The organism is Mesorhizobium sp. B2-4-19 (assembly GCF_006441315.1).
Lineage (GTDB): Bacteria > Pseudomonadota > Alphaproteobacteria > Rhizobiales > Rhizobiaceae > Mesorhizobium.
In genome coordinates this window covers 86,928-112,214 of sequence record NZ_VFUV01000009.1, presented here as the reverse complement: position 1 = coordinate 112,214, position 25,287 = coordinate 86,928, and the positions used below count along the sequence as shown (strand labels likewise).

Genomic DNA, 25,287 nt, shown 5'->3' with positions numbered 1-25,287 from the left:
CGGAAGCCCGCGTATGCCGCTATCCGAAATAGCCAAACAGATTTTTCGCAAGAAAGTTCACTGACTCAGGGATGGAGGACTCCGCTGATCAACTCCGGACCTTACTCGTCTCGGCGATGATTTTGGGATAGGGACCAGTCGATATCGTGTAGCTAAAGTCTGCTACGCCTTTGTCCTGCTTGTGTGTCGAGGGGCTGCGCACGACCCAGTCATACACGCCAGAAACCATGCAGCGATCGTTTGCACAGGTGACCACAACGCTGTCATTACGGACGTTATATACACGTTCAGGCCATCGCCGGTAATAGTTCCTCTTGTCCTGAATGATCGAACTCAGGTTCGTCAACTTGCCATAATAGTCGACGGTGCGAGCGTAGGACGCCTGAACTTGAGCAAGAGCGAAATCGTCGTTGTCGCCATGATGCTCGATCAGATCCTTGACGAAGGCGACCGCAGCGCTCTCCGCCTGTTGCCTTGCGTCGGGTGCAGGCACTGGCACGGGCGCAGGATCTGGCCGCGTCGACACCTGCGATGTATCTGCGGGCGATTGGTTCGCTGCGACATTGGTCACACGCAACTCTGCCATTTCGCTGGCCGATAGGTATCTTATGTCATGCTTGTCATAGCTCGACGCCAATTCAATCAGCTCGGGGTCCACTCCCATCTCGACTACATAGGATGTGATTGCGGCCGTTCCGAGCTCGACACGGGCCTTGGCTTCTTCTCTGGAAATCCCGTCAGTCCATTTCAACCAAGCCCGATGAATGCCGATAGTACCTGGCTCGGCAACACGGTGGACGCCACCCAAGAAGGCCAGTGAGCAGGCTGAAGCGCACTGCAATTGGCGAACCTGAAGCGTATCCAACCCTGCCGCGCGGATCATACGCCCCAACCGAAGCGCGCTGCCGACGTTGCCGCCGGGGGAATTGAATACGATCATCCGGGCCCCGCTGCCCGCAACCGCGTTGCTAAAGGCGTTCAGGGGTTCATTGTCTTTGAACTCGCCGGAAACAACAAGAAACGGCTGCTGCCCTGGAGATGAAACAGGCGTGTATTCTAGGGCTTCAACCTGAGATGTTGCCGCCGCTACAATCGACCCTACCGCCAGAACTAGAGAAATTACACGCACAAGCTGACAGAGCCCCAACCTGCCTTCAGCAAGTAAGAACCTGTCTACGAGCTATTTCAAGAGCCTTCTTTGAAAGTTGGATTTCGTTGGAGCGGCCATTCGCCGAAAAGATTGGTGCAGATGAAGGGACTCGAACTCCACGTCTTTGGGCACCGGAACCTAAATCCAGGGCATCTTCCAGTTCCGCCAAATCCGCATGCTCCGGGGACATGTGAGTGAACCAGCGCACGCCGGCCGGATCAATTGACAGTACGCTGTCTATTGATCAATCATTGGCGGACATCCCATGCGAGATGCACTGAGTTAGCCGTGGCGTTGAGCCCAATCGGCGCGCTGGCTAGCGCGTCGTCGCCCTGGAATATTTCGCGCGGGGCCGTGCCGCTGATCGTCACGCGCACCGCCGCTGTCGCCCTGTGTGTCAGCGGCGCGGTGATCACCAATATCGATTTCAGCCGAACAAAGCAGGAGATTGTCCAGTGTCGCTCGAACTCATCAACCCCGACGATCTGCCAGTTCCAGAGATGTACACACAGGTTGTTGTCGCGACGGGATCCAAGCTGGTATTCATCTCAGGTCAGCAGCCCGAAGACATAAACGGCAGGCTGGTTGGGCATGGTGATTTTGCGGCACAAGCGCGCCTGGCATTCGGCAATCTCGGCCGGGCGCTCAGTGCGGCAGGCGCGCGGCCCGAGCAGGTTTGCAAGATCACAATCTACATTGCCGACTACAAGCGCGACGAACATGTGCCGATCATCGAAGAAGCGCAGATTTCGCTGTTTGGAGATCACAAGCCAGCCAATGTGGTGGTCGGGGTGGCGATAATGTCCCCAGGCTACCTCATAGAGGTCGACGCGATGGCGGTCATTTGACGAGGCCATCAGAAGCTAGCCTCGGAGGACACTCTTTTGCATCTAGCGAGCTTCAGGTGGCCTGCCACCCGCTCGCAGAGCGAAGGGGTGGTGCGGATGAAGGGACTCGAACCCCCACGCCTTTCGGCACTGGAACCTAAATCCAGGGCGTCTACCAGTTCCGCCACATCCGCATCGCCCGGCAATCCCATGTAGCCATCATTCTGTCAATGTCGGAGACGAGATGTCGGGCCAGGGCCGAAATGTTGGTTATTCGCCTAAGCGCGAAGACTGTTGAAAATCAGGCTCGCCTGTGACAAAAGGCGTGTCAAATGTGACGGGACGCGACGATCCGCTTCTGCAGAATGTGATAAGAAGTAGGAAAAACAAGAACTTATTCACATTTTGGAACGCAGTTTGGGAGAGTTTGAGCCGTAATTTCGGTCAAATCGCCAGGTTCCGTACCAAAAGCCATTCCCGGCAAGAATATACCGGCAGGCTGTAAACGGCAGAGGCCGTGGCAGTCTCATTGGTGAAAACAAAGGTTTTACGATGCAGGTCACCGAAACGCTTAATTCCGGTCTCAAGCGCGAGATCAAGATCACCGTGCCGGCCGGTGACATGGAAGCCAAGCTGATGGCGAGGCTCTCGGACGCGCGCAACAAGGTTCGCATCAACGGCTTCCGGCCGGGCAAGGTGCCGGTGCAGCACCTGCGAAAGGTCTATGGCAAGTCGTTCATGGCCGAAGTGGTCAACGAGATCCTCAACGACTCCACCCGTTCGATCATTACCGGCCGCGGCGAAAAGGCCGCAATGCAGCCCGAAGTCATCATGACCGAGGACGAGAAGGAAGCCGAGAAGATCCTGGCCGGCGGGACCGACTTCGAGTTCCGCCTCAACTATGAGGTCATCCCGACGATCGAGATCAAGGATTTCTCCGACATCAAGGTGACGCGTCAGGTGTTCGATGTGCCGGAGGCCGAGATCGACGACCAGGTCAAGCGCGTTGCCGAATCGGCACGCAGCTATGAGCCGAAGACCGGCAAGGCCGCCGAAGGCGACCGCGTCAGCATCGACTATGTCGGCAAGATCGACGGCGAGGCCTTTGCCGGCGGCGCCGGCACCGACCAGCCGTTGGTGCTGGGCTCCAAGGAATTCATTCCTGGCTTCGAGGACCAGCTTATCGGCACCAAGGCCGGTGACGAAAAGCAGGTCACCGTGACCTTCCCGGAAAACTACCAGGCGGCACATCTGGCCGGCAAGGAAGCCACGTTCGACGTCACCGTCAAGGAAGTGTCGAAGCCGGGCGAGCTGGAAATCAACGACGAGACCGCCAAGAACCTTGGCCTGGAATCGCTGGAGCGCCTGCGTGAGATCGTGCGCGGCCAGATCGAGAACCAGTTCGGCTCGATGACGCGCCAGAAGGTCAAGCGCCAGCTGCTCGACCAGCTCGATGCCGCATATTCGTTCGAGGCCCCGTCGAAGCTCATCGAGGCCGAGTTCAACAACATCTGGGCTCAGGTCACCCGCGACCTGGAGGCCGCCGGCCGCACCTTCGCCGACGAAGAGACGACCGAAGAAGAAGCCCGCGCCGAATATCAGCGTCTTGCCGAACGCCGCGTGCGTCTCGGCCTGGTGCTGGCGGAGATCGGCGAGAAGGCCGGTGTCACCGTATCGGACGAGGAATTGCAGCGTGGCCTGTTCGAGCAAGTTCGCCGCTTCCCGGCCAACCAGCAGCAGGAAGCGTTCGAGTTCTACCGCAGCAACCCCGAGGCGCTGAATGCGCTGCGCGCGCCGATGTTCGAGGAGAAGGTGGTCGACCACCTTCTCGGCCAGATCTCGGTCACCGACGTCAAGGTCAGCAAGGAAGAACTGATGGCCGATGACGAGGACGCGGAAACCACGACCAAGGCGACGCCCGCGAAGAAGGCTGAAGCCAAGGCGAGCGAGGCCGGCGACGCGGCAGAAGAGCCGAAGAAGAAGGCCGCGCCGAAGAAAAAGGCCGCCAAGGACGCCGAATAAGTCCCGAGCTTGATGGAATCGACGAAGGCCGCCCCCGAGGCGGCCTTTTTCGTTGCGAAACTGCAACAGCCGCTTCGCTTTGCGGGAAGTGGCACTTGGCGATACCTGGCGTTGAGCATTATCTGCGCTGCTGTTGCAAACCGTATGGTTCCTGGAGGGGGCGTTGAGCCTATTCTTCGAAAAGGGGCGTCCCGTCGCCCTGGCGCTCGTTCTGGCCTTCGCCTGCGATGTTGCCCAGGCCGGCGCGCTTGCCGGCGAGTGGCGCTTCGGCACGGACGATGGCCTTGTCACGGCTTCGCTTCATGGTACCAACAAGCTGATCACGGGTGGCGGTGCCTTGAGTTACAGCCCGGTGTTGACCATTGCCTGCCGGGCAGACGGCGACCCGCGCTGGACCGAATGGCTGCAGTTGAATGACGGGGTTTCGGCCAGCCGCAAGATCACCATGTCGGTCACTGTCGACGACGGCGGCAAGTTCGACGAGAGCTGGTCTGTCGGATCGCGCGGCCGAATGCTGGTGCGCGACGGCGCCGACGGCATCAAGCGCCTTGTTCCCGCAAGCCGGCTGTCGCTTTCCTGGCGGTTCGGCTTGTTGTCAGGCCGCGGCCAGGCGGATTTCGACCTTGCGGGGCTCGAAGAGGCGGTCGAGCAGATCGCCGGAAGCTGCCGGACCGATCCGCCTTGAGCGTAGCTGGGTTCTAAACCTTCGCAATGCTTGGCTTTTTCTACCCGCCGCCTGGATTCCATGGTATGTTGGTGCCGCTATTCCACTGGGGAGAGATATTCTGCCCAGGCGCGATCGTCCGAGGCATAAATGGTGATCAGGGAGGAAATGCCATGCGCGCTATAGCGTTTTTCGCTGGGGTGTCCGTTACGATCTTCATCGCGCATCCGTCGCAGGCACAGGATGCCGCGGCTGGTGAGAAGGTCTTCACCAAATGCCAGGTCTGCCACATCGCAAACGAGGACAAGAACAAGATCGGTCCATCGCTGCACGGCGTCATCGGCCGCACGGCCGGTACGCATCCGGATTTTAAATACTCCGATGCCATGATTGCGGCCGGCAAATCCGGCGTCAAATGGGACGAGCCAACGCTGACGACCTACCTTCACGATCCCAAGGCCATGGTCAAAGGCACCAAAATGACGTTTCCCGGCCTCAAGAACGATGCGGACGTGGCCAACGTCATTGCCTATCTGAAAACCTTCTCCAAGTGACCTGGCCCCCTCGCCATCCATCGGTGGTCGTCCGAGATGTCGACTAGGGAAAGCCGCCTCAAGGATACCTCCATCCGCCTTTCGGAAGCGACGGCGGCCGATTTCTTCGCGCTTTTGAAGCCGCGGGTCATGGCGCTTGCCGTATTCACCGCTTTCGTCGGCCTGATGGTGGCGCCTGGCGCGATGAATCCGGTCATCGCCGTGATCGCTATCGGTGCGATTGCGATCGGAGCAGGAGCGGCGGGGGCCCTCAACATGTGGTATGACGCGGACATCGACGCGCTGATGTCGCGCACGTCAAGACGGCCGGTCCCGTCGGGCCGCGTCACGCCGGGCGAAGCTCTCGGCTTCGGCCTTGTGCTTTCCGCGCTTTCGGTCATGACACTCGGCGTACTGGTAGGCTGGCTTGCCGCATCGCTGCTGGCCTTCACCATCTTCTTCTACATCGTCATCTACACGATGTGGCTGAAGCGCTCGACACCGCAGAACATCGTCATCGGCGGCGCGGCTGGTGCCCTTCCTCCTGTCATTGGCTGGGCGGCCGCAACCGGCGCCGTCGGCATCGAAAGCCTGATCCTGTTTCTGATCATCTTTCTGTGGACGCCGCCGCATTTCTGGGCGCTGGCGCTGTTCAAGGTTGGCGACTACGCCGCTGCCGGCATTCCGATGATGCCGAATGTGGCCGGCCCTGCTTCGACGCGCAGGCAAATCCTTGCCTATGCCTTGCTTCTGGCGCCGATCGGCGTGCTGCCCTGGTTCTTCGGATACACCAGCGGCTACTACGGAATCGCCTCGGCCGCATTGGGCGTCGGTTTCATCTGGCATTCCTGGAAGGTTCTGGCCGCTTCCGAAACGGAGCTGAAACCCGCCAAGGCGCTGTTTGCCTATTCGATCCTCTATCTTTTCGCGATCTTCGCCGCGCTGCTTGCCGACACCATTGCCATGCGCGCGCTGATCTCAGCCGGGGCCTGAGCGCAGATCGCTATCCGCGAACCGCTCTGGCCGGTCGGCGAGTGCCGTGCCGAAGACGCCGCAGTGCCGTCACGATGGCAGCGCACAGAATCCCAGCACCAGCAGCATGATTATGCCAAGGCCGACTATGAGAAGCGTCCTTGCGTCCATGACCTTCGACCCCAGCGCATGGTCCTGAGGATCGGGACTCTGCTGCGCCGCTCTGCGGTTCGCAAAGGATCATGCGTCAATCCAAGTGGTCCAGCGTCTTTACATGCCCCAAAAAGAGACACGCGGCGCAGCATGAGCATATCGAGGAAGGGGTTCCAGAGCCAGCCATGCAGCCCAACAACGGGCGACAAGTCCCTCACAAGAGAGTATATTGGTGGCGGTGCAGGTCGCGGTTTTGCGTGGCCAATCACGCAAACGTCAGCACCGCTAAATCGCGACCTTTCCGGACCAGTCTGGAGAAACGGTCATGGCAAGCTTTCATGTGATAGCAGGCGCCAGCGAGACGCTGGAACATACCAAAATTCGAAAAATCGCTGTTTCCGACCTTTTTGACGCGCTCAGGCGGGGCGTCGATGATTTCATGGTCAAACCGTCGCATATCGTCTTTCTCTGCCTGATCTATCCGCTCGTGGGCGTCGTGCTCGCCGCATGGACTTCAGGCGCCAATGCCTTACCGTTGTTGTTTCCGCTGGTTTCCGGCTTTGCGCTGGTTGGCCCATTCGCGGCGATAGGCCTCTATGAAATCAGCCGTAGACGGGAAGCCGGGCTCGACACCTCCTGGAGGCACGCTTTCGAGGTCCGGAATTCTCCGGCGCTGCCGGCCATCGCAGCGGTCGGGATCATGCTGTTTGCAATCTTCATCACGTGGCTTTTGTCGGCGAAGATGTTCTACGAATATCTTTTCGGCCCGGCTCCGCCGGAATCGATATCCAGCTTCATCAACGCGATATTTGCCACGGGACGCGGCTGGACGCTGATCATATTGGGGCACGCCATCGGCTTTGTCTTTGCCGTGGTGGTGTTGTGCACGACGGTCGTCGCCTTCCCATTGCTGCTCGACCGCGATGTCGGCGCCTATGAAGCGATCCACACCTCGGTGCGTGTGGTCCTGGCGAACCCGATTGCGATGGCTGTCTGGGGGCTGATCGTCGCCGTCGGCCTGATCGTTGGCTCGCTGCCGGTGTTCGTCGGGCTCGCCGTCGTGTTGCCGATCCTCGGCCATGCCACCTGGCATGTCTACCGCAAGGTCGTGGAGTCGCCCGCCAGACCGACGAGTTGAGGACGTCTTGCTTCACCGCACCGGCCAAGGTGCCGGTGCGGGTGTTTGATCGAAGCCGTCAGTAAGCCCGGTGGCTGAAGCGGGCGCGGTATGCGCCCATCGTCAAGTTGCGGAAATCCTCGCCGCTGACATGCACCAGCGTTCTGTGGTCGCCGCCTTCGAAGTAGATGTCGGCGGCATCACCAAGGCTGTCATCGACAATCACCGGCACATCGTAGGGGGCGCCGATCGGCGGAATGGCGCCGGTATCGCAATCAGCGAAGAGCGAAGTCACCTCGTCTTCGGAGGCCAGTCCGAGACGCTTGTCCATGACGTCTTGCAATGTGCCGAGCTCGATCCTGTGCGTGCTGGGAACCACGGCCAACGCATAGCCGAGCTCGTGGTGAACAACGACCGATTTGGCCACTATGCTGCCGGGTACATGCGCCGCGATGGCGGACTGTCTGCTGGTGGATGTGCGATGGTGGGCGACCGTGTCGTATGAAATTCCCTTCCTGTCGATAAAGTCCTTCAGTCTGGTTGCGATCGTCATCTTGGCCTCCCTTTGCCGGAGTTCGCGACGGGTGGGAAACGAGGGCAGTCATTCTCCTTATGTCGTTTCCGGTACTAAAATAGACCAGCTGCTGATGGTTCGAGGCGCGGCGGCAAGATCTGAATGCGGTTCGTGCCTCAGGGTCCAGCTCCGAAAAATGCCAGCCGGGTGAAGAGCGTGTAGTCGGCTTCGAAGACCATCATTGTCACGAACACCAGCACCAGTATCGGCGGCAGGATGATCGCATAGGCCAGCGCCAGCCGTTCCCAGGCCATGTGCATGAAGACAGCGACGATCAGCCCTGCCTTGAGGATCATGAAGATCAGGATCAGCGACCATCTGAGATAGCCGTGGAGGCCGAAATAGTCGACAAGGTAGGAGCAGGTGCTGAGGATGAACAGCCACGCCCAGACCACCAGATAGAGCTTGATCGGATGTTGCTGATGCACGTCGGCACGGGCGACGGCCGCCGGCGCTGCCGCATGAAGTGCGTGTTGTCCTAGGCCGTTTGCGGTTGCTTCAGCCATGTCTGCCTCTCACCAAAGATAGAAGAATGCGAAGATGAACACCCAGACCAGATCGACGAAGTGCCAGTACAACCCCATGATCTCGACATTCTCGTAGCGGCCCGTGCGGCTGGTGAAGAAGCCGCGCCGTCCGAGGTCGTAGTCTCCGCGCCAGACCTTGCGCGCCACGATGATCAGGAAGATCACACCGATCGTCACATGCGTGCCGTGGAAGCCGGTGATCATGAAGAAGCACGACCCGAATTGTGCGGCACCCCAGGGATTACCCCAGGGCCGCACCCCTTCAGTGATCAGCTTGGTCCATTCGAAGGCTTGCATGCCGACAAAGGTCGCGCCCAGTGCCGCGGTCAGAAGCATGAGGATGGCCGTCTTGCGGCGGTCGTGGCGATAGCCGAAATTGACCGCCATGGCCATTGTTCCGCTGCTGGAGATCAGCACGAAGGTCATGATGGCAATCAGGATCAGCGGGATGTCCGAGCCGCCGATACGAAGCGCAAAGACCTCGCTCGGATTGGGCCACGGCACGCGTGTCGAAATGCGCGCCGTCATGTAGGACAGCAAGAAGCAGCCAAAGATGAAGGTGTCGCTGAGCAGGAATATCCACATCATGGCCTTGCCCCAGGACACGTTCTTGAACGCGCGCTGATCCGAGGACCAATCGGCGGCAATGCCTCGCCAGCCTGTGGGCCGTGGCTCCGTCTGGCCGATATGTGTCAGTGTCTCTGCCATCCGCTTGATCCCCTTAGGCCAGCAACTGCCGGCAAATGTCGATGAACGTCGCGGCCCAGCCGGCCAGCAGCGCGAAGATTGCAAGCCAGACGAAGAGCAGGAAATGCCAGTACATGGCGCATAGTTCCACGCCGAGGCGAAGCCGTTCCGGCCGCGCTCCAGTCCAGGCGCTCGTGGTCGTCCTGCCCAGACCCACCAGCCCTCCCAAGACGTGCAGGCCATGCATGCCGGTTATCAGGTAAAAGAAGCTGTTGGCCGGATTGGAGGCCAGGAAGTAGCCGTCGGCGGTCAGCTGCCGCCACGCCATGAACTGACCGACCAGGAAGGCGAGCGCGGTGAGCCCGGCCGTGGCAAGGCCGAGCCTGACGGTGTCGATCTCACCCCTGCGCGCCGCCACCGAAGTGCATTGCAGGGCCACGCTGCTGAGGACCAGCACGCCGGTGTTGAGCCAGAGCAGTCGCGGCAGGGGCAACGGCTGCCAGTCCGACACCGCCATCCGCATGAAATAGGCACTGGTGAAGAGCGCGAACAGGCAGCCGACGACAGCAAGGAAAATGCCGAGGCCGATCTTGGCTGTTGGCAGGGCCGACCGGTCGAGGCCGACAAAATCACCGGCCAGACCCTGCTCGAGCCATGGCTTCGTCATCAGCCGCTGGTGCGAAAGCCACCATCCGGCAAAACCGGCAATGACGAGCAGGAAGACCAGGATGATGCTCATGCCGGCTCCCTTGAGGGTCCGAAGGAGCCCGGCATGTTCTGCGGGATGAAGTCTTCCTTGGCACCCGGTACGCTGTAATCGTAAGCCCAGCGATAGACGATCGGCAGGTCTTTGCCGAAATTGCCGTGAGCCGGCGGTGTTTGCGGCGTCTGCCATTCGAGGGTCGTGGCCCGCCACGGATTGCCGCCGGCCTCGCGGCCGTGGCGGATGCTCCAGATCAGGTTGAACAGGAACACCATCTGGGCGAAGCCGACGATGAAGGCCATGACGCTGATGAAAGAGTTCAGGTGATGGGCCGACTCCGTCATAATCGTCATGTCGGTCAGTTCGGCATAGCGCCGCGGCACGCCCATCAGGCCGAGGTAGTGCATGGGGAAGAAAATCAGGTAGGCGCCGAGGAAGGTGACCCAGAAATGGAACCGGCCCAGCGTTTCGTTGAGCATCCGGCCGGTGACCTTCGGGTACCAATGGTAGATCGCGCCAAAGACCACGAGGATCGGGGCGACACCCATGACCATATGGAAATGGGCGACGACGAACATCGTGTCGGATAGCGGAACATCGACGACGACATTGCCGAGGAACAGGCCGGTCAGCCCGCCATTGACGAAGGTGACGATGAAAGCCAGGGCGAACAGCATGGGTATGGTGAGATGGATGTCGCCGCGCCACAGGGTCAGCACCCAATTATAGACCTTGATGGCGGTCGGAATGGCGATGATCAGCGTCGTGGTGGCGAAGAAGAAGCCAAAATAGGGGTCCATGCCGCTGACATACATGTGGTGCGCCCAGACCACGAAACTCAGCGCGCCGATGCCGACGATGGCCCAGACCATCATCCGGTAGCCGAAGATGTTCTTGCGTGAATGGGTGCTGATCAGGTCGGATACGATGCCGAACGCCGGCAGCGCCACGATGTAGACCTCGGGATGGCCGAAGAACCAGAACAGGTGCTGGAACAGGATCGGGCTGCCGCCATTGTGCGGCAGTTGCTCACCCATCTCGGAAATCGCCGGCATGAAGAAGCTGGTACCCAGCACGCGGTCAAGCAGCATCATCACGCTGGCGACGAACAGCGCCGGAAAGGCGAGCAGCGCCATGACGGTCGCGGTGAAGATGCCCCAGACGGTCAGCGGCAGGCGCATCATCGTCATGCCGCGGGTGCGACCCTGCAGCACGGTCACCACATAGTTGAGGCCGCCCATCGTGAAGCCGATGATGAACAGGATCAGCGAGGAGAGCATCAGGATGATGCCCCAGTCCTGGCCGCCTGGCGTCCCGCTCATGATGGCCTGCGGCGGATAAAGCGTCCAGCCGGCGCCCGTCGGTCCGCCGGGCGCAAAGAAGCTAGACACCAGAACCAGCACGGCGAGCAGGTAGATCCAGTAGCTCAGCATGTTGACATAGGGAAAGACCATGTCGCGCGCGCCGACCATCAGGGGGATCAGATAGTTGCCAAAGCCGCCGAGGAAGAGAGCGGTGAGCAGGTAGATCACCATGATCATGCCGTGCATGGTGATGAACTGGTAGTAGGCCTCCGGGGTGATGAAGTCGAACGTGCCGGGAAAGCCAAGCTGCAGCCGCATCAGCCAGGACAGCACCAGGGCGACCAGGCCGATTGCCGTTGCCGTCGCCGAATACTGGACGGCGATGACCTTGGCGTCCTGCGAGAAGACGTATTTGGTCCACCAACTGTGCGGATGGTAGAGTTCTACTTCCGCGACTTCGGCCGGCGGGATGCCATCTGCAGGCGTGATGTCGACCATAGGAACACCTCCGTGTCCTTTTTCAGCGAGACCCGACCGTTTCGAGCCTTGCTGCAATTTCGGGACCCGCTGCCGCGGTCTGTCCCGTCGTCCCCTCTGCCGACCCCGTCTTCTGGGGGGCCGACAATTGTGCAAAAGTCTGCTGCTGGCCGAGCCAGGCCACGTAGTCTTCCTGGGTGTCGACCATCACGACCCCATGCATCATCGGATGTCCCTGGCCGCAAAGTTCGGCACACAGGACCTGAAAGGTTCCGGTCCTGGTCGGGGTGAACCAGAAATAAGTCACCGAGCCCGGGATCATGTCCATCTTGGCGCGGAATTCCGGCACAAAGAAATCATGCAGCACATCGATCGATCGGAGCAGCATCTTGACCGGTTTGCCGACCGGCAGATGCAGATCGGCCGCTGCGACCACGACATCGTCCTGACCATTGGGATCGCTGGAGATGACCCCCAGCGGATTGTCGGCACTGACGTCGCGCGTGTCCGATGTGCCGAGCTTGCCGTCCTTGCCGGGCAGGCGGAAACTCCACTGCCACTGCTGGCCAATGACCTCGACCTCTGTCGCGTCGCTTGGAACGGTAACGAATCGGCTCCAGACGAACAGGCCGGGAACCAGCAACGCCGTGACCCCAACCGCGGTGACGATCGTCAGCCACGATTCGAGCCGCTTGTTCTCCGGTTCGTAGGCAGCGCGGTTTCCCTCCCGATGACGGAAGCGGAACACGCAATAGGCCATGAAAAGCACGACGGCGGCGAAGACGACGCCGGTGATCCAGAAGGTAATGATGATGGTGTTGTCGATATACGCCCAGTTCGAGGCAATCGGCGTCCACCACCATGGGCTCAGGAGGTGAAACAACACTGAGCCCACGACGATCAAAACGAGTACAAGCGCTACGGCCATGTCCCGTTCCTCCAGCATTCGAGGGGAGCGAAGCCCCAAGAAATACCAGACCATCATAGCTTAATTTAGGGTCGCAATTCCAGAGGCGACTATCTTAACGGGAAAATGCCGTCTTTTGCTGCCGCGAGACGGGCTATCCCTGGATCAGCAGCAGGCTGGAATAACCTTCTGACCGCGTCAGCGATCGTTCGAGCAGGAATCCGAACCGCGCTGAGAAGGATATGAGCGGAGGCTGTTTTAGCCGGATTCCCAGTCCTATTTCAGCAGGTCGACCAGGACGTCGAAGGCAGCGTCGATATCGGCGCGGATGGCCTGTCGGACAGCTTCGGCGTCGCGGTCGCGCAGTGCCGCGAACATCTCCTGATGGTGCTCGTTGGCGGTCGAATAGTTTCCGGAATCATGCAGCATGTTGAAATAGGGGCTGATCTGCAGCCACAGATTCTCGATGATGTTGAGGATGTTTTCCGATCCGGCCGCCCGGTAGATGGAGAAGTGAAAGGCGTAGTTGGCGCGCAGATAGGATTTGACGTCTCCCGCCGCATTGGCCTGTTCGAGCGCTGCCAAATGCTGCCCGAGTTGCGCGATGCCCTGATCGTCGATGCGCTCTGCCGCCCAGGCGGCGGCAATCGCCTCGATCTCGAAGCGGACATTCCTGAGATCGATGAGGCGCGCGCGGCTGAGTGCGGGAATGCCGATCGAGCGCCCTGATACGACCATCAAGGCATTGGCCGCGGTCAGTCGCCGCAATGCCTCCCTGACCGGCATAGGACTGACCCCGAAGGCGTCGGCCAGGCTTTGCACCGTCACCATCTCGCCGGGCACGATGCTGCCGTCGAGGATCAATTCGGTGACGTGGCGATAGACCCTGTCCTGCAAGGTCTCCCTGGACAGGGGCACGATCTCGACACCAGGTTTCCTGAACGCCGCTCCGGCCATTTCCCATCAACCTTTCGGCGCAAAGGCCGCGCCACAACTCGTTCCCGGAATGCAGGGTTCCGGCTGCCGCGTCAAGCGTTGGCGCCCGCAGTCTTGACGTAAAGATATTTCATCATTGATCTTTGATCAAATAATGATACGGTCTCCGGCATCGAATGACGAGGGCTGCGGTTCGTGCCCTCGGGAGGCATTCGGTGGTTCATATCGGGAGGAATTCACATGGGTATCGGATTGAAAGTCCGGCGACTCGCGCTGCTGGCCGGCATGGCCCTATGCGCCGTCGGGCTGTCGGCTGCCGGAGCCGCCGAAAAGCACAAGATCTTTCTCAGCATGAGCTATATCGGCAATGACTGGCAGGCCGAGGCGGCAAACATGGTCAAGGCCATGGCCGCTCACAAGAGCCTTGCCGACAAGGTCGACCTGCAGGTCCAGGTCGCCGGACCCAACGCACAACGCCAGATCCAGCAGATCAACGCCATGGTGCAGAGCGGCGCCGAGGCGATCGTCGTCTATCCGATCTCGCCGACCGCGCTCAACCAGGTCGTGAAGAATGCCTGCGACAAGGGAGTGAAGGTCTTCGCCTATGACGCCGAGATCACCGAACCCTGCGCCTACAATGTCCATATCGACCAGCTGGAAGCGGGCAGGGTGACCGCCGAATGGCTGGTCAAGAAGCTCAACGGCAAGGGCAACATCATCGCCATCACGGGTGTTCCTGGAACATCCGTCGACGATCAGCGGACAAAGGCCGCCAAGGAGGTCTTTGCCAAGTACCCCGATATCAAGATTGTCGGCGAGGCTGTCGGCATGTGGAGCCAGGCGGTTGCCCGCACCGAGCTCTCCAAGATACTGGCTACGCGCAGCTGGAACGACATCACCGGACTGTGGATGCAGGTCGGCTGCTTCACCGCGAACTCCATGCAGCTCGAGGCCGGCAAGAAGGCCAGCGAACTCCTGCCTTGCGCCGGTGAGGGCTCCAATGGCGGCCGCATCCAGATGCTGCCTGCTGGCACCGAAGTAGAAGGAGCGGCTCCGCCCTATGCGCCGGCTGGCGCACAACGCATTTCCTACGCCTCACCGCCTTATTCCGGTGCGCTGGCGCTGAAACTCGCTGTCGAGGCGATCGAAGGCAAGGATGTGCCGAAGACCACGATCCTGCCGCTGCCGGTCGTCACCAATGAGACGATCAAGCTGTGCGACGAAGGCACCTGGGCGGAGATGAAGGCCGGCTGCAACGTCTTCAAGCCGTCGCTGGTCTCCAATCCCGGCTGGTTCGCCTCGATCTTTTCCGACCAGACGCCCGAAATCGGCCTCAACGCCGCGCTTGTTGGGCAGCCGGAGAACTGAGCCTCCCAAGGCAAATCGCGACGATGCACGGACCTTGTCCGCGCATCGTCGATCCGCGCCAATGCGCGGCGTCCCGAAAGTGCGCAGCCTGCGATCGAGGATATGACAGAACATTCCGCGCTCCCCGCCATCGAGATCGACGGCATCGGCAAGGCCTTCGGCCCGACCGTCGCCCTGGACGGCGTGTCGTTCCGCATCGCGCCCGGCAGCGTCCACGCGCTGCTGGGTGAAAATGGCGCCGGCAAGTCGACGCTGGTCAAACTGCTGTCGGGGCTGGTGCGGCCGAGTGCCGGTCATATCAGGGTCTTCGGCAAGGAGATCGGCTACGGCGCGCCGCGCGCGGCCCATGCGCTCGGCGTGCAGACGGCGTTCCAGGAGATGACCCTGGTGCGCGATCTTTCCGTCCTCGACAACATGCTTTTACCCTACGCTCCCGTTGGCATCTCCGGGCTGATCAGGCGCGGCGCCGCGCGCAGGGCTGTCCGCCGCCACATCGACGAACTCGGTTTTTCCGTCGATCTCGATGCCGAGATCGGCGAGCTCGAGCTGTCGGTGCGCCAGAAGATCGAGATCGCGCGGGCCGTCTACCGCAAGCCGCGCATCCTTTTGCTCGACGAGCCGACCTCGACGCTCGCCGGCCGCGACGTCGACTGGCTGGGCGACATCATCGCCAGGCTGAAGGCGGCGGGCACCACAATCGTCTTCATCACCCATCGCATGCGCGAGGTGCGCGCCTTTTGCGACACGCTGACGATCCTGAGGAACGGCCGCCACATCGTCACCGCGCCGGTAGCCGACGTTTCCGACGCCGACGTCATCGAAAAGATCATCGGTCGCTCCATCGAGCAGACCTTTCCGCCAAAGCCGGACGGCGCCCAGGCTTTCGGCCCGCCGGTGCTGGGCGTGCGCGACCTCAAGGTCGGGCGCAAGCTCGACGGCGCGCGCTTCGACCTGCGCAGGGGCGAGATCCTCGGCATTGCCGGGCTGCAAGGCATGGGCCAGCAGGACCTGTTCCTGGCCTGCTTCGGCATGGCTGAAATCACCCGCGGCGACATCCTCGTCGACGGCCGCAAGGTCTGGCTCGGCTCGCCGGCGGATGCCTTGCGGCCCAACATGGCCATCGGCCTGGTGCCGGAAGACCGCAAATCCGAGGGCCTGTTCCTGAAACTGTCGGGCAGCCAGAACGCCACGCTGCCGGTGGTGTCGCGCTTCATGCGCTTCGGCCTTGTCGACGCGGCGGCCGAGACCCGCTCCGTCGAGGCGGCATTCGCCACCGTCGAGGTCGACCGACGCGCGCTGTGGACGCGGGCCGGGGCGTTTTCGGGCGGCAACCAGCAGAAGATCGCCATCGCCAAATGGCTGGTGGCGCAGAGCCGCATCCTGCTTCTGTTCGATCCCACGCGCGGCATCGATGTCGGTACCAAGCATGAGCTCTATGTGATGATGCGAAACTACGTCGCCGCCGGCGGCTCGATCCTGCTGCACTCGACGGAAATTCCCGAACTGGTCCACCAATGCGACCGGGTCCTGGTTCTCTATGACGGGCGCATCGCGGCCGAGCTCGAAGGCGACGCCATCACCGAGCCCGCCATCATGCGGCCGGCACTCGGCCATGCAGGAGACGTCGCCGCATGAGCAGCGCAGCAGTCCCATCTCCTGTTTCGGCTGGTTTCGGGCTGCGCCGTGCGTTGACGCGCCATCGCGGCGCGCTGATCGCCGCGGCCGTGCTTGCGATCCTGCTTTTCGTCGTCGACTGGATCAGTGCCGGGCCGCTGACCTATTTCGACGTGTCGTTCCTGTCGAGCGGCGGCGCGACCTCGGCGCTGGCCGCGATCGGCCAGACCATCGTCATCCTGTCGGGCGGCTTCGACCTGTCCGCCGGCGCGGTGATCTCCCTGGTCAATGTCGTTCTGGCATCGAGCATGGACCCGATGGCCCCCGGCGCCAGCATCCTGTTGTGGACGGCGGTCGGCATCGGCGTCGGCATGGCGGTGGGCGCCTTCAACGGCTTTTTCATCGCGGTGCTGCGCATGCAGCCGATCGTGGTGACGCTGTCCACCATGTTCATCCTGCAAGGCGTGACGCTGCTGGTGATGGACAAGCCCGGCGGCTTCGTGTCGCCCGATCTCGGCACTTTCTATCTGGGCGACGCGATCACCGGCTGGCTGCCAATGCCGCTGGTGGTGATCGGCGTCGTCCTGCTCGCCTGGTTCTGGCTGAAGGGAACCCGTTTCGGCACGGCACTCTATGCCGTCGGCAGCGACCCGGATTCGGCCGCCGCCGTCGGCATCAATGTCGTGCTGGTGCGCTTCGCTGTCTACGTCATCGCCGGCGGCTGCTACGGCCTTGCCGGCGTGTTCATCAGCGCGCAGACCGGCAGCGCCGACCCGCTGGTCGGCAATCCGCTGCTTCTGTCGATGTTTGCGGCTGTCGTCGTTGGCGGCACACGCCTTGGCGGCGGGCAGGGCGGTCCGGTGGGAACCGTCTTTGGCGCCTATATCCTGATGATGGTGGTGAACATCCTGCTGGTGCTCAACGTATCGGCCTACTATTCGACCATTGCGGAAGGCACCATTCTGGTGCTGGCGGCCCTTGCCGGATCCTTGTCCCACGCATCGGTGCTTGCCGTGCAACTGCGCGCGGCGCGCGCCCGGCTCGCGGCCTGGCGCGCCGGCATATTGCCCTCGCAGCTTGAACCGATCGATCGTCGGCTGAAGATCGCTGCGCCTTCGCAGGGCCAGCGCGGTCCGGCATCGCCGCGCCCGGCTTTTCGCCTGCGCAACGCCGAGACGCTGCGCTATGCGCTGCCCGCCTATGTCTGCCTGCTCATCATCGTCGTCGTCACCCAGGTCTGGCTCGGCCGCGCCATTCTCAATCCCGGATACTGGAACTCGCTGCTGGTGCTGTCGTCCTTCCTTGCAGTTCTTGCACTGGGGCAGGGAACGGTCATCCTGACCGGCGGCCTCGATCTTTCCGTGCCGTGGACGATTGGCATTTCCGGCATCATCCTGGCCGGCATGGTCAATGGCTCCGACGCTGCCCTTGTCTACGCCTTGCCTGTGGTGCTGGTGATGGCCTGCGCCATCGGCTTCGCCAATGGCTTCGGCATTGCCTATCTCGGCATCTCGCCGATCGTCATGACGCTGGCCACCAACGGCATCCTGCAGGGCTTCGCGCTTGTCTATTCGCAGGGGACGCCGGCGGGGTTTTCCTCGCCGATACTGCGCTGGTTCATGACGGCCAGGCTCGGTTTCGTGACACCGGTCGTGCTGCTGATGGTCGTCTTTGTGGCCGGCGCGGTGCTGCTGCTTGGACGCACGCCGTTCGGACGCCGCGTCTACGGCATCGGCAACGGGCTGCGCGCGGCACGCCTGTCCGGCATCGGTGTCGAGCGCACGCTGATCCTGATCTACATGCTGTCGGCCGTTTGTGCCGCTGTTGTCGGCATCATGCTGACCGGCTTTTCCGGCCAGGCGAGCCTTGGCATGGGCGACGATTATCTCTTGCCGTCGATCGCGGTCGTGGTGGTCGGCGGCGCGCTGATCACCGGCGGGCGCGGCCATTATCTTGGCATGCTCGGCGGCGTGCTGCTTTTGACGGCGCTGCAGATGCTGCTGGCCGGCACCACGCTGCCCTACGCCACCAGGGCAATTCTTTACGGGCTGGTCGTTCTGGGCGCCGTCATGGCGCTGCGCGAACGGCGGCTGCAATGAAAAGGACAGGACGATGAGCGCAAAGGCACCCGCATCGACGGACGAATTTCTGGCCGGACTGAAAGGGCAGCGCGTGCTGGTGACGGCTGGCGCCGGCGGCATCGGCTTCGCCATCGCCGACACGCTGTCGCGGCTCGGCGCCCGCATCATCGTCTGCGACATCTCCGACGAGGCGCTGGCCGCGGCTCCCGGCAAGATCGACCTTGTCGCGGCGGTCAAGGCCGATGTCTCGCGCGACGAGGACGTCGACCGGCTGTTCGAGACGGTCAAGGAGAAACTCGGTGGGCTCGACGCGCTGATCAACAACGCCGGCATTGCCGGGCCGACAGGCGGTGTCGACGAGATCGAACCGGATGACTGGCGGCGCTGCATCGATATCTGCCTCACCGGCCAGTTCCTCTGCGCAAGGCGCGCCGTACCGCTGATCAAGCCAGCAGGCGGCGGCTCGATCGTGTCCATGTCGTCGGCGGCCGGCCGCCATGGGTACGCGTTCCGCACGCCCTATTCGGCCGCCAAATTCGGCGTTATCGGTTTCACTCAGAGCCTCGCCAAGGAGCTTGGGCCGCACGGCATCAGGGTCAATGCCATCCTGCCCGGCATCATCGAGGGGCCACGCATCGAAAGCGTCATCGCGGCACGCGCCAAACAGGTCGGCATCAGCCACGAGGAGATGACGGGCCGCTATCTGGAGAACATCTCGCTGCGCCGCATGACCAGCCCCTATGACGTGGCCTCGATGGTGGCGTTCCTGCTCTCCGATGCGGGCATCAACATTTCCGGCCAGTCGCTCGGCGTCGACGGCAACGTCGAAACACTTTGAGGACCAATCCATGGCCAATGTCGCGATTGTCGGAAGCGGGTTCATCGGGCGGGCCTGGGCGATCAGCTTCGCCCGCGCCGGCCATGATGTGCGCATGTGGGATCAGTCGCCTGCCGCGACGGGCGGCGCGCGCGACTACATAGAGAGCGTGCTCGGCGATCTCGCCGCGAACGATCTGCTGCGCGGGCAATCCGTCGACACCGTGCTTGGCCGCATCGCCATCGTTGCCGAGCTGGCGGAGGCGCTGGCCGGCGCAACCCATGTCCAGGAAAACACGCCAGAAAACCTCGATGTGAAGCGGGAGGTGTTCTCGCTGATCGACAGGCTCGCCGGGCCGCAAACGATCATCGCCAGTTCCACCTCCGCGTTGTTGCCGTCGAAATTCACCGACCATCTGCAAGGGCGGCACCGCTGCCTGGTCGTGCATCCGATCAACCCGCCCTATCTCATTCCGGCGGCAGAGGTGGTGCCGGCGCCGTGGACCTCCGCCGAGACGCTGGAGAAGACGCGCGCCTTCCTCATCGACGCCGGCCACGCGCCGCTGGTGATGAGGCGCGAGCTCGACGGCTTCATCATGAACCGCCTGCAAGGGGCCTTGCTGGAGGAGGCTTTCCGGCTTGTCGCGGACGGCTACGGCAGTGTCGAGGATGTCGATATCGGCATTCGCGATGGCTTGGCACTGCGCTGGTCCTTCATGGGACCGTTCGAGACCATCGACCTCAACGCACCCGGCGGCGTGCGCGACTATGTCGATCGTTACCAGGGCATCTATTCCAACATCTTCCCGCAGATGCTGCGCCGCGTCGACTGGGCAGGCGACGTCATGAAAACGGTCGAGGCCGAGCGCAGCGAGCGCCTGCCGAGGGAAAATCTGGGTGACCGGCAGGTCTGGCGGGATCGCCGGCTGATGGCATTGGCGGCACACAAGAAGAAATCGGATCAGGAGTTCGGACAATGAAAGAGACCAGCCGCAAATCAGGCGCATCGGCGGCCAAGGGTAAGGTCATCATCACCTGCGCGGTGACGGGCGCGATCCATACGCCGACGATGTCGCCCTATCTGCCGATCACGCCGGACCAGATCGCCTCGGAGGCGATCGCCGCGGCGGAGGCCGGCGCGGCGATCCTGCATCTGCATGCGCGAGACCCGGAAACCGGCAAGCCCGACCAGACGCCGGAGGCGTTCGCCCGCTTCCTGCCGCGCGTCAAGCAAGGGACCAATGCCGCCATTAACATCACCACAGGCGGCAGCCCGTACATGAAGGTCGAGGAGCGCGTGCGCCCGGCTGCCCAGTTCAAACCTGAGGTCGCCTCACTCAATATGGGCTCGATCAATTTCGGGCTCTATCACCTCGCCGATAAGTACGAGACCTTCAAGTTCGATTGGGAAAAGCCGCATCTGGAGGCGACGCGCGACCTCGTTTTCCGCAACTCGTTCAAGGACATCGAATACATTCTGGCGACTTGCTACGACAATGGCACGCGCTTCGAGTTCGAGTGCTACGACATCGCCCATCTCTACAACCTCGCCCATTTCGCCGATCGGGGGCTGGTCAAGCCGCCGTTCTTCGTGCAGTCGGTGTTCGGCCTGCTCGGCGGCATCGGCACCCATCCCGAAGACGTCGCCCATATGAAGCGCACCGCTGACCGGCTGTTCGGCGACCAGTTCCGCTGGTCGGTGCTGGGCGCCGGCGCCAGCCAGCTGCGCATCGCCGCGCAATCGGCAGCACTCGGCGGCAACATCCGCGTTGGGCTGGAGGACAGTCTGTGGGCCGGCAAGGGCAAGCTCGCCAAGTCGAACGCCGAACAGGTCTTGCTGGCGCGCAAGATCATCGAAGGGCTTGGCATGGAGGTGGCGACGCCTGACGAGGCGCGCGAGATCCTGTCGCTGAAGGGCGGCGACAAGGTCGCCTTCTGACGCGGCCAATCGCTGCACACCGATACACAGGAGGATGGCATGAAGATCGAAGTCGTGGTGGATGTGAAGACGACGTTGGGCGAGGGCCCGCTATGGGACGTCGAACAGGAGCGCCTTTACTGGATCGACAGTTTCGACGGGCGCGTGTTCCGCGCCACCGCCGATGGGCGCGAGATCCGCTCCTGGGACGTGCCGATGAAGATCGGCTCTATGGCGCTGCGCAAGGACGGCAGCGGCGCGGTCGTGTCGCTGCAGCGCGGCTTCCACCTGCTCGATTTCGCCACCGGCGAGGTGACGCTGATCCATGATCCAGAGCCGGACAGGCCGATGAACCGTCTCAATGACGGCAAGGTCGACCGGCGCGGCCGTTTCTTCGCCGGTTCGATGGACACGATGGAGGAGGGCCCTTCTGGCGGGCTGTACCGGCTCGATCCGGATTTCTCCGTCACCAGGATCGATTCTGGCATCATCTGCTCCAACGGCCCCTGCTGGAGCCCGAACGACCGCACCTTCTATTTCGCCGATACCTGGACGGGCGAGATCTGGGCCTACGACTACGACATTGCTACCGGCGCTGCCACCAACCGCCGTACCTTCGTGCGTGTCGACACAAGCAAGGGCGGCGCGGCCGACGGCTCGACCGTCGATGCGCAGGGGTATCTTTGGAATGCCCTGGTCTATGACGGTCGCCTGGTGCGCTACGCGCCGGACGGCACCGTCGATCGCATCATCGACATGCCGGTGAAGAAGATCACCAGCGTGATGTTCGGCGGGCCGAAGCTCGACACGCTCTATGTCACCTCGATGGCCAAGCCGCCGCTGCCGCGCTTTCCCGGCGACGGTGTCCTGCGCGGCAGCCTGTTCGCCATCACCGGCTTGGGCGTTTCCGGCGTTCCAGAGCCGCGATTTGGCGGCTGACGGGCTGGGTCGTTCCCCCAGGGCCGAAACTGACGGTCGGCATGTTGCCAAGACCGGTCGGCAGGCCGATGTCGCCACGCGCGACGATCTGCATTTCGTGTCTGACAGGACCGAGGGTGCGAGTTTTTTCTCGATGGTCAAGAAATAGCAAGGCCGCCGGCGGCCTTGCTATTGCCGTTCTGGTCGACGCCTAAGGCGTCGTCTGCGCTTCGATCTTGGTAGCCATCTGGTCGATCTTGTCTGCAAGGACGCCTTCGGCCCAGGCGGTGACGTCGTCGTCGACGGGCTTGTTGGCCATGTCCGTCAGCGCGGCATCGAGCGATGCCTTGTCGGTGCCGACGGTCGCCGTGGCAGCCGCCGCCTCAGCCTGGTCCGCCGCTGCGTTGTCGGCGTCGACAACGGCCTGCTGGGCGGTGATCTGATCTTTCACAGCCTGGATCTGCGCAGCCGTGGTATTCGGATCAGCCTGCAGCGCCGTCAGCTGCGCATCCAGCTTATCCAGTTGGGCCTGCGCGGCGGCGGCCGTGGCGGCTGCCGTCTCAGCCGCGGCCTGGGCAACCTTGGCTTTCGCCGACTGTGTCACGAAGGCCTGGAGGGCAGCGAACTTCGTGCTCTTGGAATTCATATAGGCGTTGATGTTGCGCTGCAGCGAATTCAGCCGGCCGAGTTTGGCATGGATGTTTTTCTCCTTCGGCACGGATGCGACCTGGGTCGTGTCGACCGTGGTGTCGGTCGTTGCGTCAGCATCCACCTTGCCAACACGTCCCGGGGCCGACGCAGACTTGCCATGCGAGGCACCGCTGTTGCCTTTGCCATTGCCGCCAGCATTGCCACCGCCATTGCCATTGCCATTGCCGTGGTCGCCACCGTGGCCGCCACCGTGCCCGTTGCCGCCGGCCCCGGCGAGCGCCGGCGACGCCAGGAGCGCCAATGCGGCAAGCGCCGCGAACAGGGTTTTTCGGTTTGTCATGGTGCCTCCTCGGGGAATCGCCACCTCCGCCCAACCGCGCTAGATCAGCGTAATATGAGAATCCACTAATCGTACGGAGTAAACTTTAGACAAATGCGGTCGCAATGCGCGAGTCTGATAATGGCCTGTGGCTTAACTTATTGATATTTCATGCAAATAGGCACCGTGAAGTCGCTGTGCTACTGAAGTCCCATACCGGCCGGGACCATGGTCCTGGCTGTCAGCCAATGTCGGTCGGAAACGCGGCGGAATACGGAAAGTCGATGACGAAAAGCCTGGCCGAATACGTCAGGCAGGAACGCCATGGCTTTGCTCTCGGCGAAGACGGCGTGGTCGCCATATTGGTCGTTGCCCTAGATCAGCAGCAGGCCCTTCATGCTGGCGTATCCCTTACGCCCGATGATGATGTGGTCGTGCACGCCGATGCCCAGCCGTTTGCCCGCTTCGACGATCTCTTTCGTCATCTCGATATCGGCGCGCGATGGCGTCGGGTCGCCTGACGGGTGGTTGTGGACCAGGATGATCGCGGTGGCTGACAGTTCGAGCGCGCGCTTGACCACTTCCCTGGGATAGACGGGCGTGTGGTCGACAGTGCCGGTCTGCTGCACCTCGTCGGCGATCAGCGCGTTCTTCTTGTCGAGGAACAGGATGCGGAACTGCTCGCGCGCCTCGAAGGCCATGGCTGAGCGGCAATAGGTGAGGAGCTGCGTCCAGGACGAAAGGACTTCGCGGCCGTGCACCTCGCCATGCGCCATGCGTTGCGCTGTCGCAGCGACAACCTTCAGGTCGAACGCCACCGCCGAGCCGATGCCCTTGACCTCCTGCAGCAGGTTTACGGGAGCGCCAAGCACTTCGGCCAGCGTACCGAAGCGCGCCAGCAATGCCTTGGCGGCCGGTTTGGTGTCGGCGCGCGGGATCAGCCGGAAGAGCAAGAGCTCCAGAAGTTCATAGTCGGGCAGGGCGTCTGGACCGGCCGAAGCAAAGCGCTCGCGCAAACGGTCGCGGTGGCCGAGATATCCAGGCTTTTCAGCTGGAACGGGCCTCGCCTTCACCGCGGGCCGAACCGGCACTTCGGCGAAGAAACTCCGCTCATCGTCGTCGCTGGCCTTCCCCATCAGCCCCCGCATCCAGCCAATCAGTCGGGCAAGACGGTCGCCCGACGTATTATAATATCAGGCCGGCAGCCCGGGCCGGTCGAGGTTCTTGGGCGAGAGCGTGAAAATCTCGCAGCCGGTGTCGGTCACGCCGATCGTGTGCTCGTACTGTGCCGACAGCGAACGGTCCCGCGTCACCGCCGTCCAGCCATCCGACAGCACCTTCACATGCGGCCGGCCGAGATTGATCATCGGCTCGATGGTGAAGATCATGCCGGGCCGCATCTCGACGCCCTCATTGGCGCTGCCATAGTGCAGGATGTTCGGGGCGTCGTGGAAGAGCTGGCCGACGCCATGGCCGCAGAAGTCGCGCACCACCGAGCAGCGCTCCGCTTCGGCAAAAGTCTGGATGGCGGCGCCGATGGCGCCGGTGCGGGCACCCGGCTTGACAGCGGCGATGCCGCGCATCAGGCATTCATGGGTGACCTCGAGCAGGCGTTCGGCCGCGCGCTTGATGGTGCCTACCGGATACATGCGCGAGGAATCGCCATGCCAGCCATCGAGAATGTAGGTGACGTCGATGTTGACGATGTCGCCATCCTTCAGCGGCTTGTTGTCGGGAATGCCGTGACAGACGACGTGGTTGATCGAGGTGCAGGACGATTTCGTGTAGCCGCGATAGTTGAGCGTCGCCGGCAGCGCGCCGTGATCCATGCCGAACTCGAAGACGAAACGGTCGATGGCGTCCGTGGTGACGCCGGGCGCGACCATCGGCACCAGCGCGTCCAGGCAACGGGCGGTGAGGTCACATGCCTTGCGCATGCCAGCAAAACCGTCCTCGCCATAGAGGCGGATCTGGCCGGTGTTTCTGAGAGGGGCCGTGGCGGCGTCGAGATAGGTGACCATTTTGTCCGTATAGAAGGGTGAGCGCTGC

24 protein-coding genes and 1 tRNA gene are annotated in these 25,287 nt (G+C 62.2%); 13 read left to right on the top strand and 12 right to left on the bottom strand.

Features of this window, described 5'->3' with window-relative positions; all coding sequences use genetic code 11:
- Positions 1 to 88: 88 nt before the first annotated feature.
- Positions 89 to 1,129 carry a hypothetical protein gene (locus FJ546_RS17255; RefSeq protein ID WP_140890433.1) on the bottom strand — a complete coding sequence of 347 codons (1,041 nt, stop codon included), beginning with the start codon at positions 1,127 to 1,129 and terminating at the stop codon, positions 89 to 91.
- Between the two features lie 476 nt (positions 1,130 to 1,605).
- Between FJ546_RS17255 and FJ546_RS17250 the strand changes: the two genes are divergently transcribed.
- Positions 1,606 to 1,998 (top strand): RidA family protein, encoded by a 393-nt coding sequence (locus tag FJ546_RS17250; RefSeq protein ID WP_140890432.1) that lies wholly within the window; start codon positions 1,606 to 1,608, stop codon positions 1,996 to 1,998.
- An 88-nt stretch (positions 1,999 to 2,086) separates the two neighbouring features.
- Here the strand turns inward: FJ546_RS17250 and FJ546_RS17245 are convergent.
- Positions 2,087 to 2,171: transfer RNA gene (locus FJ546_RS17245), tRNA-Leu, on the bottom strand.
- A 358-nt stretch (positions 2,172 to 2,529) separates the two neighbouring features.
- Here FJ546_RS17245 and tig point away from each other — a divergent pair.
- From tig to FJ546_RS17220, 5 genes are all read left to right on the top strand, one after another.
- Positions 2,530 to 3,999, top strand: coding sequence for a trigger factor (gene tig / locus FJ546_RS17240; protein WP_140890431.1), 1,470 nt, complete (start codon positions 2,530 to 2,532; stop codon positions 3,997 to 3,999).
- A gap of 163 nt (positions 4,000 to 4,162) precedes the next feature.
- Positions 4,163 to 4,684, top strand: coding sequence for a hypothetical protein (locus FJ546_RS17235; RefSeq protein WP_140890430.1), 522 nt, complete (start codon positions 4,163 to 4,165; stop codon positions 4,682 to 4,684).
- Positions 4,685 to 4,836: 152 nt separating this feature from the next.
- Positions 4,837 to 5,217: a cytochrome c family protein gene (locus FJ546_RS17230; RefSeq protein ID WP_027046909.1), complete on the top strand. Its 381-nt coding sequence runs from the start codon at positions 4,837 to 4,839 to the stop codon at positions 5,215 to 5,217.
- A gap of 36 nt (positions 5,218 to 5,253) precedes the next feature.
- On the top strand, positions 5,254 to 6,189 hold the full coding sequence (locus FJ546_RS17225; protein WP_140890429.1) for a heme o synthase: 936 nt from the start codon (positions 5,254 to 5,256) through the stop codon (positions 6,187 to 6,189).
- A 457-nt stretch (positions 6,190 to 6,646) separates the two neighbouring features.
- Complete coding sequence (locus FJ546_RS17220) at positions 6,647 to 7,459, top strand: DUF2189 domain-containing protein (protein ID WP_140890428.1); 813 nt, start codon at positions 6,647 to 6,649, stop codon at positions 7,457 to 7,459.
- A gap of 58 nt (positions 7,460 to 7,517) precedes the next feature.
- Here the strand turns inward: FJ546_RS17220 and FJ546_RS17215 are convergent, their stop codons facing one another.
- The 7 genes from FJ546_RS17215 to FJ546_RS17185 all read right to left on the bottom strand — a co-directional run bounded on the left by FJ546_RS17215 (position 7,518) and on the right by FJ546_RS17185 (position 13,574).
- Positions 7,518 to 7,991, bottom strand: coding sequence for an aminoacyl-tRNA deacylase (locus FJ546_RS17215; protein WP_095772838.1), 474 nt, complete (start codon positions 7,989 to 7,991; stop codon positions 7,518 to 7,520).
- A 137-nt stretch (positions 7,992 to 8,128) separates the two neighbouring features.
- Positions 8,129 to 8,518 (bottom strand): cytochrome C oxidase subunit IV family protein, encoded by a 390-nt coding sequence (locus FJ546_RS17210; protein ID WP_095772837.1) that lies wholly within the window; start codon positions 8,516 to 8,518, stop codon positions 8,129 to 8,131.
- A gap of 9 nt (positions 8,519 to 8,527) precedes the next feature.
- Complete coding sequence (locus tag FJ546_RS17205; protein ID WP_140890427.1) at positions 8,528 to 9,247, bottom strand: heme-copper oxidase subunit III family protein; 720 nt, start codon at positions 9,245 to 9,247, stop codon at positions 8,528 to 8,530.
- Between the two features lie 13 nt (positions 9,248 to 9,260).
- Positions 9,261 to 9,965, bottom strand: coding sequence for a cytochrome c oxidase subunit 3 (locus FJ546_RS17200; RefSeq protein ID WP_140890426.1), 705 nt, complete (start codon positions 9,963 to 9,965; stop codon positions 9,261 to 9,263).
- Positions 9,962 to 11,731 carry a cytochrome c oxidase subunit I gene (gene ctaD / locus FJ546_RS17195; protein WP_140890425.1) on the bottom strand — a complete coding sequence of 590 codons (1,770 nt, stop codon included), beginning with the start codon at positions 11,729 to 11,731 and terminating at the stop codon, positions 9,962 to 9,964. Before ctaD ends, FJ546_RS17200 begins: the two co-directional genes overlap by 4 nt.
- A gap of 22 nt (positions 11,732 to 11,753) precedes the next feature.
- Positions 11,754 to 12,638, bottom strand: coding sequence for a cytochrome c oxidase subunit II (gene coxB / locus FJ546_RS17190; protein WP_140890424.1), 885 nt, complete (start codon positions 12,636 to 12,638; stop codon positions 11,754 to 11,756).
- A gap of 255 nt (positions 12,639 to 12,893) precedes the next feature.
- Entirely contained in the window at positions 12,894 to 13,574 is a 681-nt protein-coding gene (locus FJ546_RS17185; protein WP_140890423.1) for a GntR family transcriptional regulator, read from the bottom strand.
- Between the two features lie 219 nt (positions 13,575 to 13,793).
- Between FJ546_RS17185 and FJ546_RS17180 the strand changes: the two genes are divergently transcribed.
- The 7 genes from FJ546_RS17180 to FJ546_RS17150 all read left to right on the top strand — a co-directional run bounded on the left by FJ546_RS17180 (position 13,794) and on the right by FJ546_RS17150 (position 22,289).
- On the top strand, positions 13,794 to 14,921 hold the full coding sequence (locus tag FJ546_RS17180) for a sugar ABC transporter substrate-binding protein (RefSeq protein WP_140890422.1): 1,128 nt from the start codon (positions 13,794 to 13,796) through the stop codon (positions 14,919 to 14,921).
- 102 nt (positions 14,922 to 15,023) lie between these two features.
- Positions 15,024 to 16,556: a sugar ABC transporter ATP-binding protein gene (locus FJ546_RS17175; protein ID WP_140890421.1), complete on the top strand. Its 1,533-nt coding sequence runs from the start codon at positions 15,024 to 15,026 to the stop codon at positions 16,554 to 16,556.
- Complete coding sequence (locus FJ546_RS17170) at positions 16,553 to 18,634, top strand: ABC transporter permease (RefSeq protein ID WP_140890420.1); 2,082 nt, start codon at positions 16,553 to 16,555, stop codon at positions 18,632 to 18,634. The genes FJ546_RS17175 and FJ546_RS17170 overlap by 4 nt, the downstream gene beginning before the upstream one ends.
- 13 nt (positions 18,635 to 18,647) lie before the next feature.
- Positions 18,648 to 19,454 (top strand): SDR family oxidoreductase, encoded by an 807-nt coding sequence (locus FJ546_RS17165; protein WP_140890419.1) that lies wholly within the window; start codon positions 18,648 to 18,650, stop codon positions 19,452 to 19,454.
- Positions 19,455 to 19,464: 10 nt separating this feature from the next.
- Positions 19,465 to 20,412, top strand: a complete 948-nt coding sequence (locus FJ546_RS17160; RefSeq protein WP_140890418.1) for a 3-hydroxyacyl-CoA dehydrogenase — start codon at positions 19,465 to 19,467, stop codon at positions 20,410 to 20,412.
- Positions 20,409 to 21,371 carry a 3-keto-5-aminohexanoate cleavage protein gene (locus FJ546_RS17155; RefSeq protein WP_019858519.1) on the top strand — a complete coding sequence of 321 codons (963 nt, stop codon included), beginning with the start codon at positions 20,409 to 20,411 and terminating at the stop codon, positions 21,369 to 21,371. The genes FJ546_RS17160 and FJ546_RS17155 overlap by 4 nt, the downstream gene beginning before the upstream one ends.
- Before the next feature lie 39 nt (positions 21,372 to 21,410).
- The gene (locus FJ546_RS17150; protein ID WP_140890417.1) at positions 21,411 to 22,289 is read left to right on the top strand and encodes an SMP-30/gluconolactonase/LRE family protein; all 879 of its coding nucleotides are present in this window, start codon (positions 21,411 to 21,413) and stop codon (positions 22,287 to 22,289) included.
- A gap of 190 nt (positions 22,290 to 22,479) precedes the next feature.
- On the opposite strand, the gene FJ546_RS31275 is transcribed toward FJ546_RS17150, so the two are convergent.
- The 3 genes from FJ546_RS31275 to map all read right to left on the bottom strand — a co-directional run bounded on the left by FJ546_RS31275 (position 22,480) and on the right by map (position 25,259).
- On the bottom strand, positions 22,480 to 23,259 hold the full coding sequence (locus FJ546_RS31275; RefSeq protein WP_181167971.1) for a hypothetical protein: 780 nt from the start codon (positions 23,257 to 23,259) through the stop codon (positions 22,480 to 22,482).
- Between the two features lie 353 nt (positions 23,260 to 23,612).
- Positions 23,613 to 24,374: a DNA repair protein RadC gene (gene radC / locus FJ546_RS17135; RefSeq protein ID WP_140890414.1), complete on the bottom strand. Its 762-nt coding sequence runs from the start codon at positions 24,372 to 24,374 to the stop codon at positions 23,613 to 23,615.
- A gap of 57 nt (positions 24,375 to 24,431) precedes the next feature.
- Positions 24,432 to 25,259, bottom strand: coding sequence for a type I methionyl aminopeptidase (gene map, locus FJ546_RS17130; protein ID WP_140890413.1), 828 nt, complete (start codon positions 25,257 to 25,259; stop codon positions 24,432 to 24,434).
- Positions 25,260 to 25,287: the final 28 nt, after the last annotated feature.

What these genes read in the sequence shown, in the direction of transcription:
- FJ546_RS17165 (WP_140890419.1), top strand. Translation starts at nt 18,648, where the DNA reads ATGAGCGCAAAGGCACCCGCATCGACGGACGAATTTCTGGCCGGACTG.
- radC (WP_140890414.1), bottom strand. Translation starts at nt 24,374, where the DNA reads ATGGGGAAGGCCAGCGACGACGATGAGCGGAGTTTCTTCGCCGAAGTG.
- tig (WP_140890431.1), top strand. Translation starts at nt 2,530, where the DNA reads ATGCAGGTCACCGAAACGCTTAATTCCGGTCTCAAGCGCGAGATCAAG.
- FJ546_RS17205 (WP_140890427.1), bottom strand. Translation starts at nt 9,247, where the DNA reads ATGGCAGAGACACTGACACATATCGGCCAGACGGAGCCACGGCCCACA.
- FJ546_RS17150 (WP_140890417.1), top strand. Translation starts at nt 21,411, where the DNA reads ATGAAGATCGAAGTCGTGGTGGATGTGAAGACGACGTTGGGCGAGGGC.
- coxB (WP_140890424.1), bottom strand. Translation starts at nt 12,638, where the DNA reads ATGGCCGTAGCGCTTGTACTCGTTTTGATCGTCGTGGGCTCAGTGTTG.
- FJ546_RS17200 (WP_140890426.1), bottom strand. Translation starts at nt 9,965, where the DNA reads ATGAGCATCATCCTGGTCTTCCTGCTCGTCATTGCCGGTTTTGCCGGA.
- FJ546_RS17230 (WP_027046909.1), top strand. Translation starts at nt 4,837, where the DNA reads ATGCGCGCTATAGCGTTTTTCGCTGGGGTGTCCGTTACGATCTTCATC.
- map (WP_140890413.1), bottom strand. Translation starts at nt 25,259, where the DNA reads ATGGTCACCTATCTCGACGCCGCCACGGCCCCTCTCAGAAACACCGGC.
- FJ546_RS17220 (WP_140890428.1), top strand. Translation starts at nt 6,647, where the DNA reads ATGGCAAGCTTTCATGTGATAGCAGGCGCCAGCGAGACGCTGGAACAT.
- FJ546_RS17155 (WP_019858519.1), top strand. Translation starts at nt 20,409, where the DNA reads ATGAAAGAGACCAGCCGCAAATCAGGCGCATCGGCGGCCAAGGGTAAG.
- FJ546_RS17180 (WP_140890422.1), top strand. Translation starts at nt 13,794, where the DNA reads ATGGGTATCGGATTGAAAGTCCGGCGACTCGCGCTGCTGGCCGGCATG.
- FJ546_RS17160 (WP_140890418.1), top strand. Translation starts at nt 19,465, where the DNA reads ATGGCCAATGTCGCGATTGTCGGAAGCGGGTTCATCGGGCGGGCCTGG.
- FJ546_RS17225 (WP_140890429.1), top strand. Translation starts at nt 5,254, where the DNA reads ATGTCGACTAGGGAAAGCCGCCTCAAGGATACCTCCATCCGCCTTTCG.
- ctaD (WP_140890425.1), bottom strand. Translation starts at nt 11,731, where the DNA reads ATGGTCGACATCACGCCTGCAGATGGCATCCCGCCGGCCGAAGTCGCG.
- FJ546_RS17175 (WP_140890421.1), top strand. Translation starts at nt 15,024, where the DNA reads ATGACAGAACATTCCGCGCTCCCCGCCATCGAGATCGACGGCATCGGC.
- FJ546_RS17215 (WP_095772838.1), bottom strand. Translation starts at nt 7,991, where the DNA reads ATGACGATCGCAACCAGACTGAAGGACTTTATCGACAGGAAGGGAATT.
- FJ546_RS17170 (WP_140890420.1), top strand. Translation starts at nt 16,553, where the DNA reads ATGAGCAGCGCAGCAGTCCCATCTCCTGTTTCGGCTGGTTTCGGGCTG.
- FJ546_RS17185 (WP_140890423.1), bottom strand. Translation starts at nt 13,574, where the DNA reads ATGGCCGGAGCGGCGTTCAGGAAACCTGGTGTCGAGATCGTGCCCCTG.
- FJ546_RS17210 (WP_095772837.1), bottom strand. Translation starts at nt 8,518, where the DNA reads ATGGCTGAAGCAACCGCAAACGGCCTAGGACAACACGCACTTCATGCG.
- FJ546_RS31275 (WP_181167971.1), bottom strand. Translation starts at nt 23,259, where the DNA reads ATGACAAACCGAAAAACCCTGTTCGCGGCGCTTGCCGCATTGGCGCTC.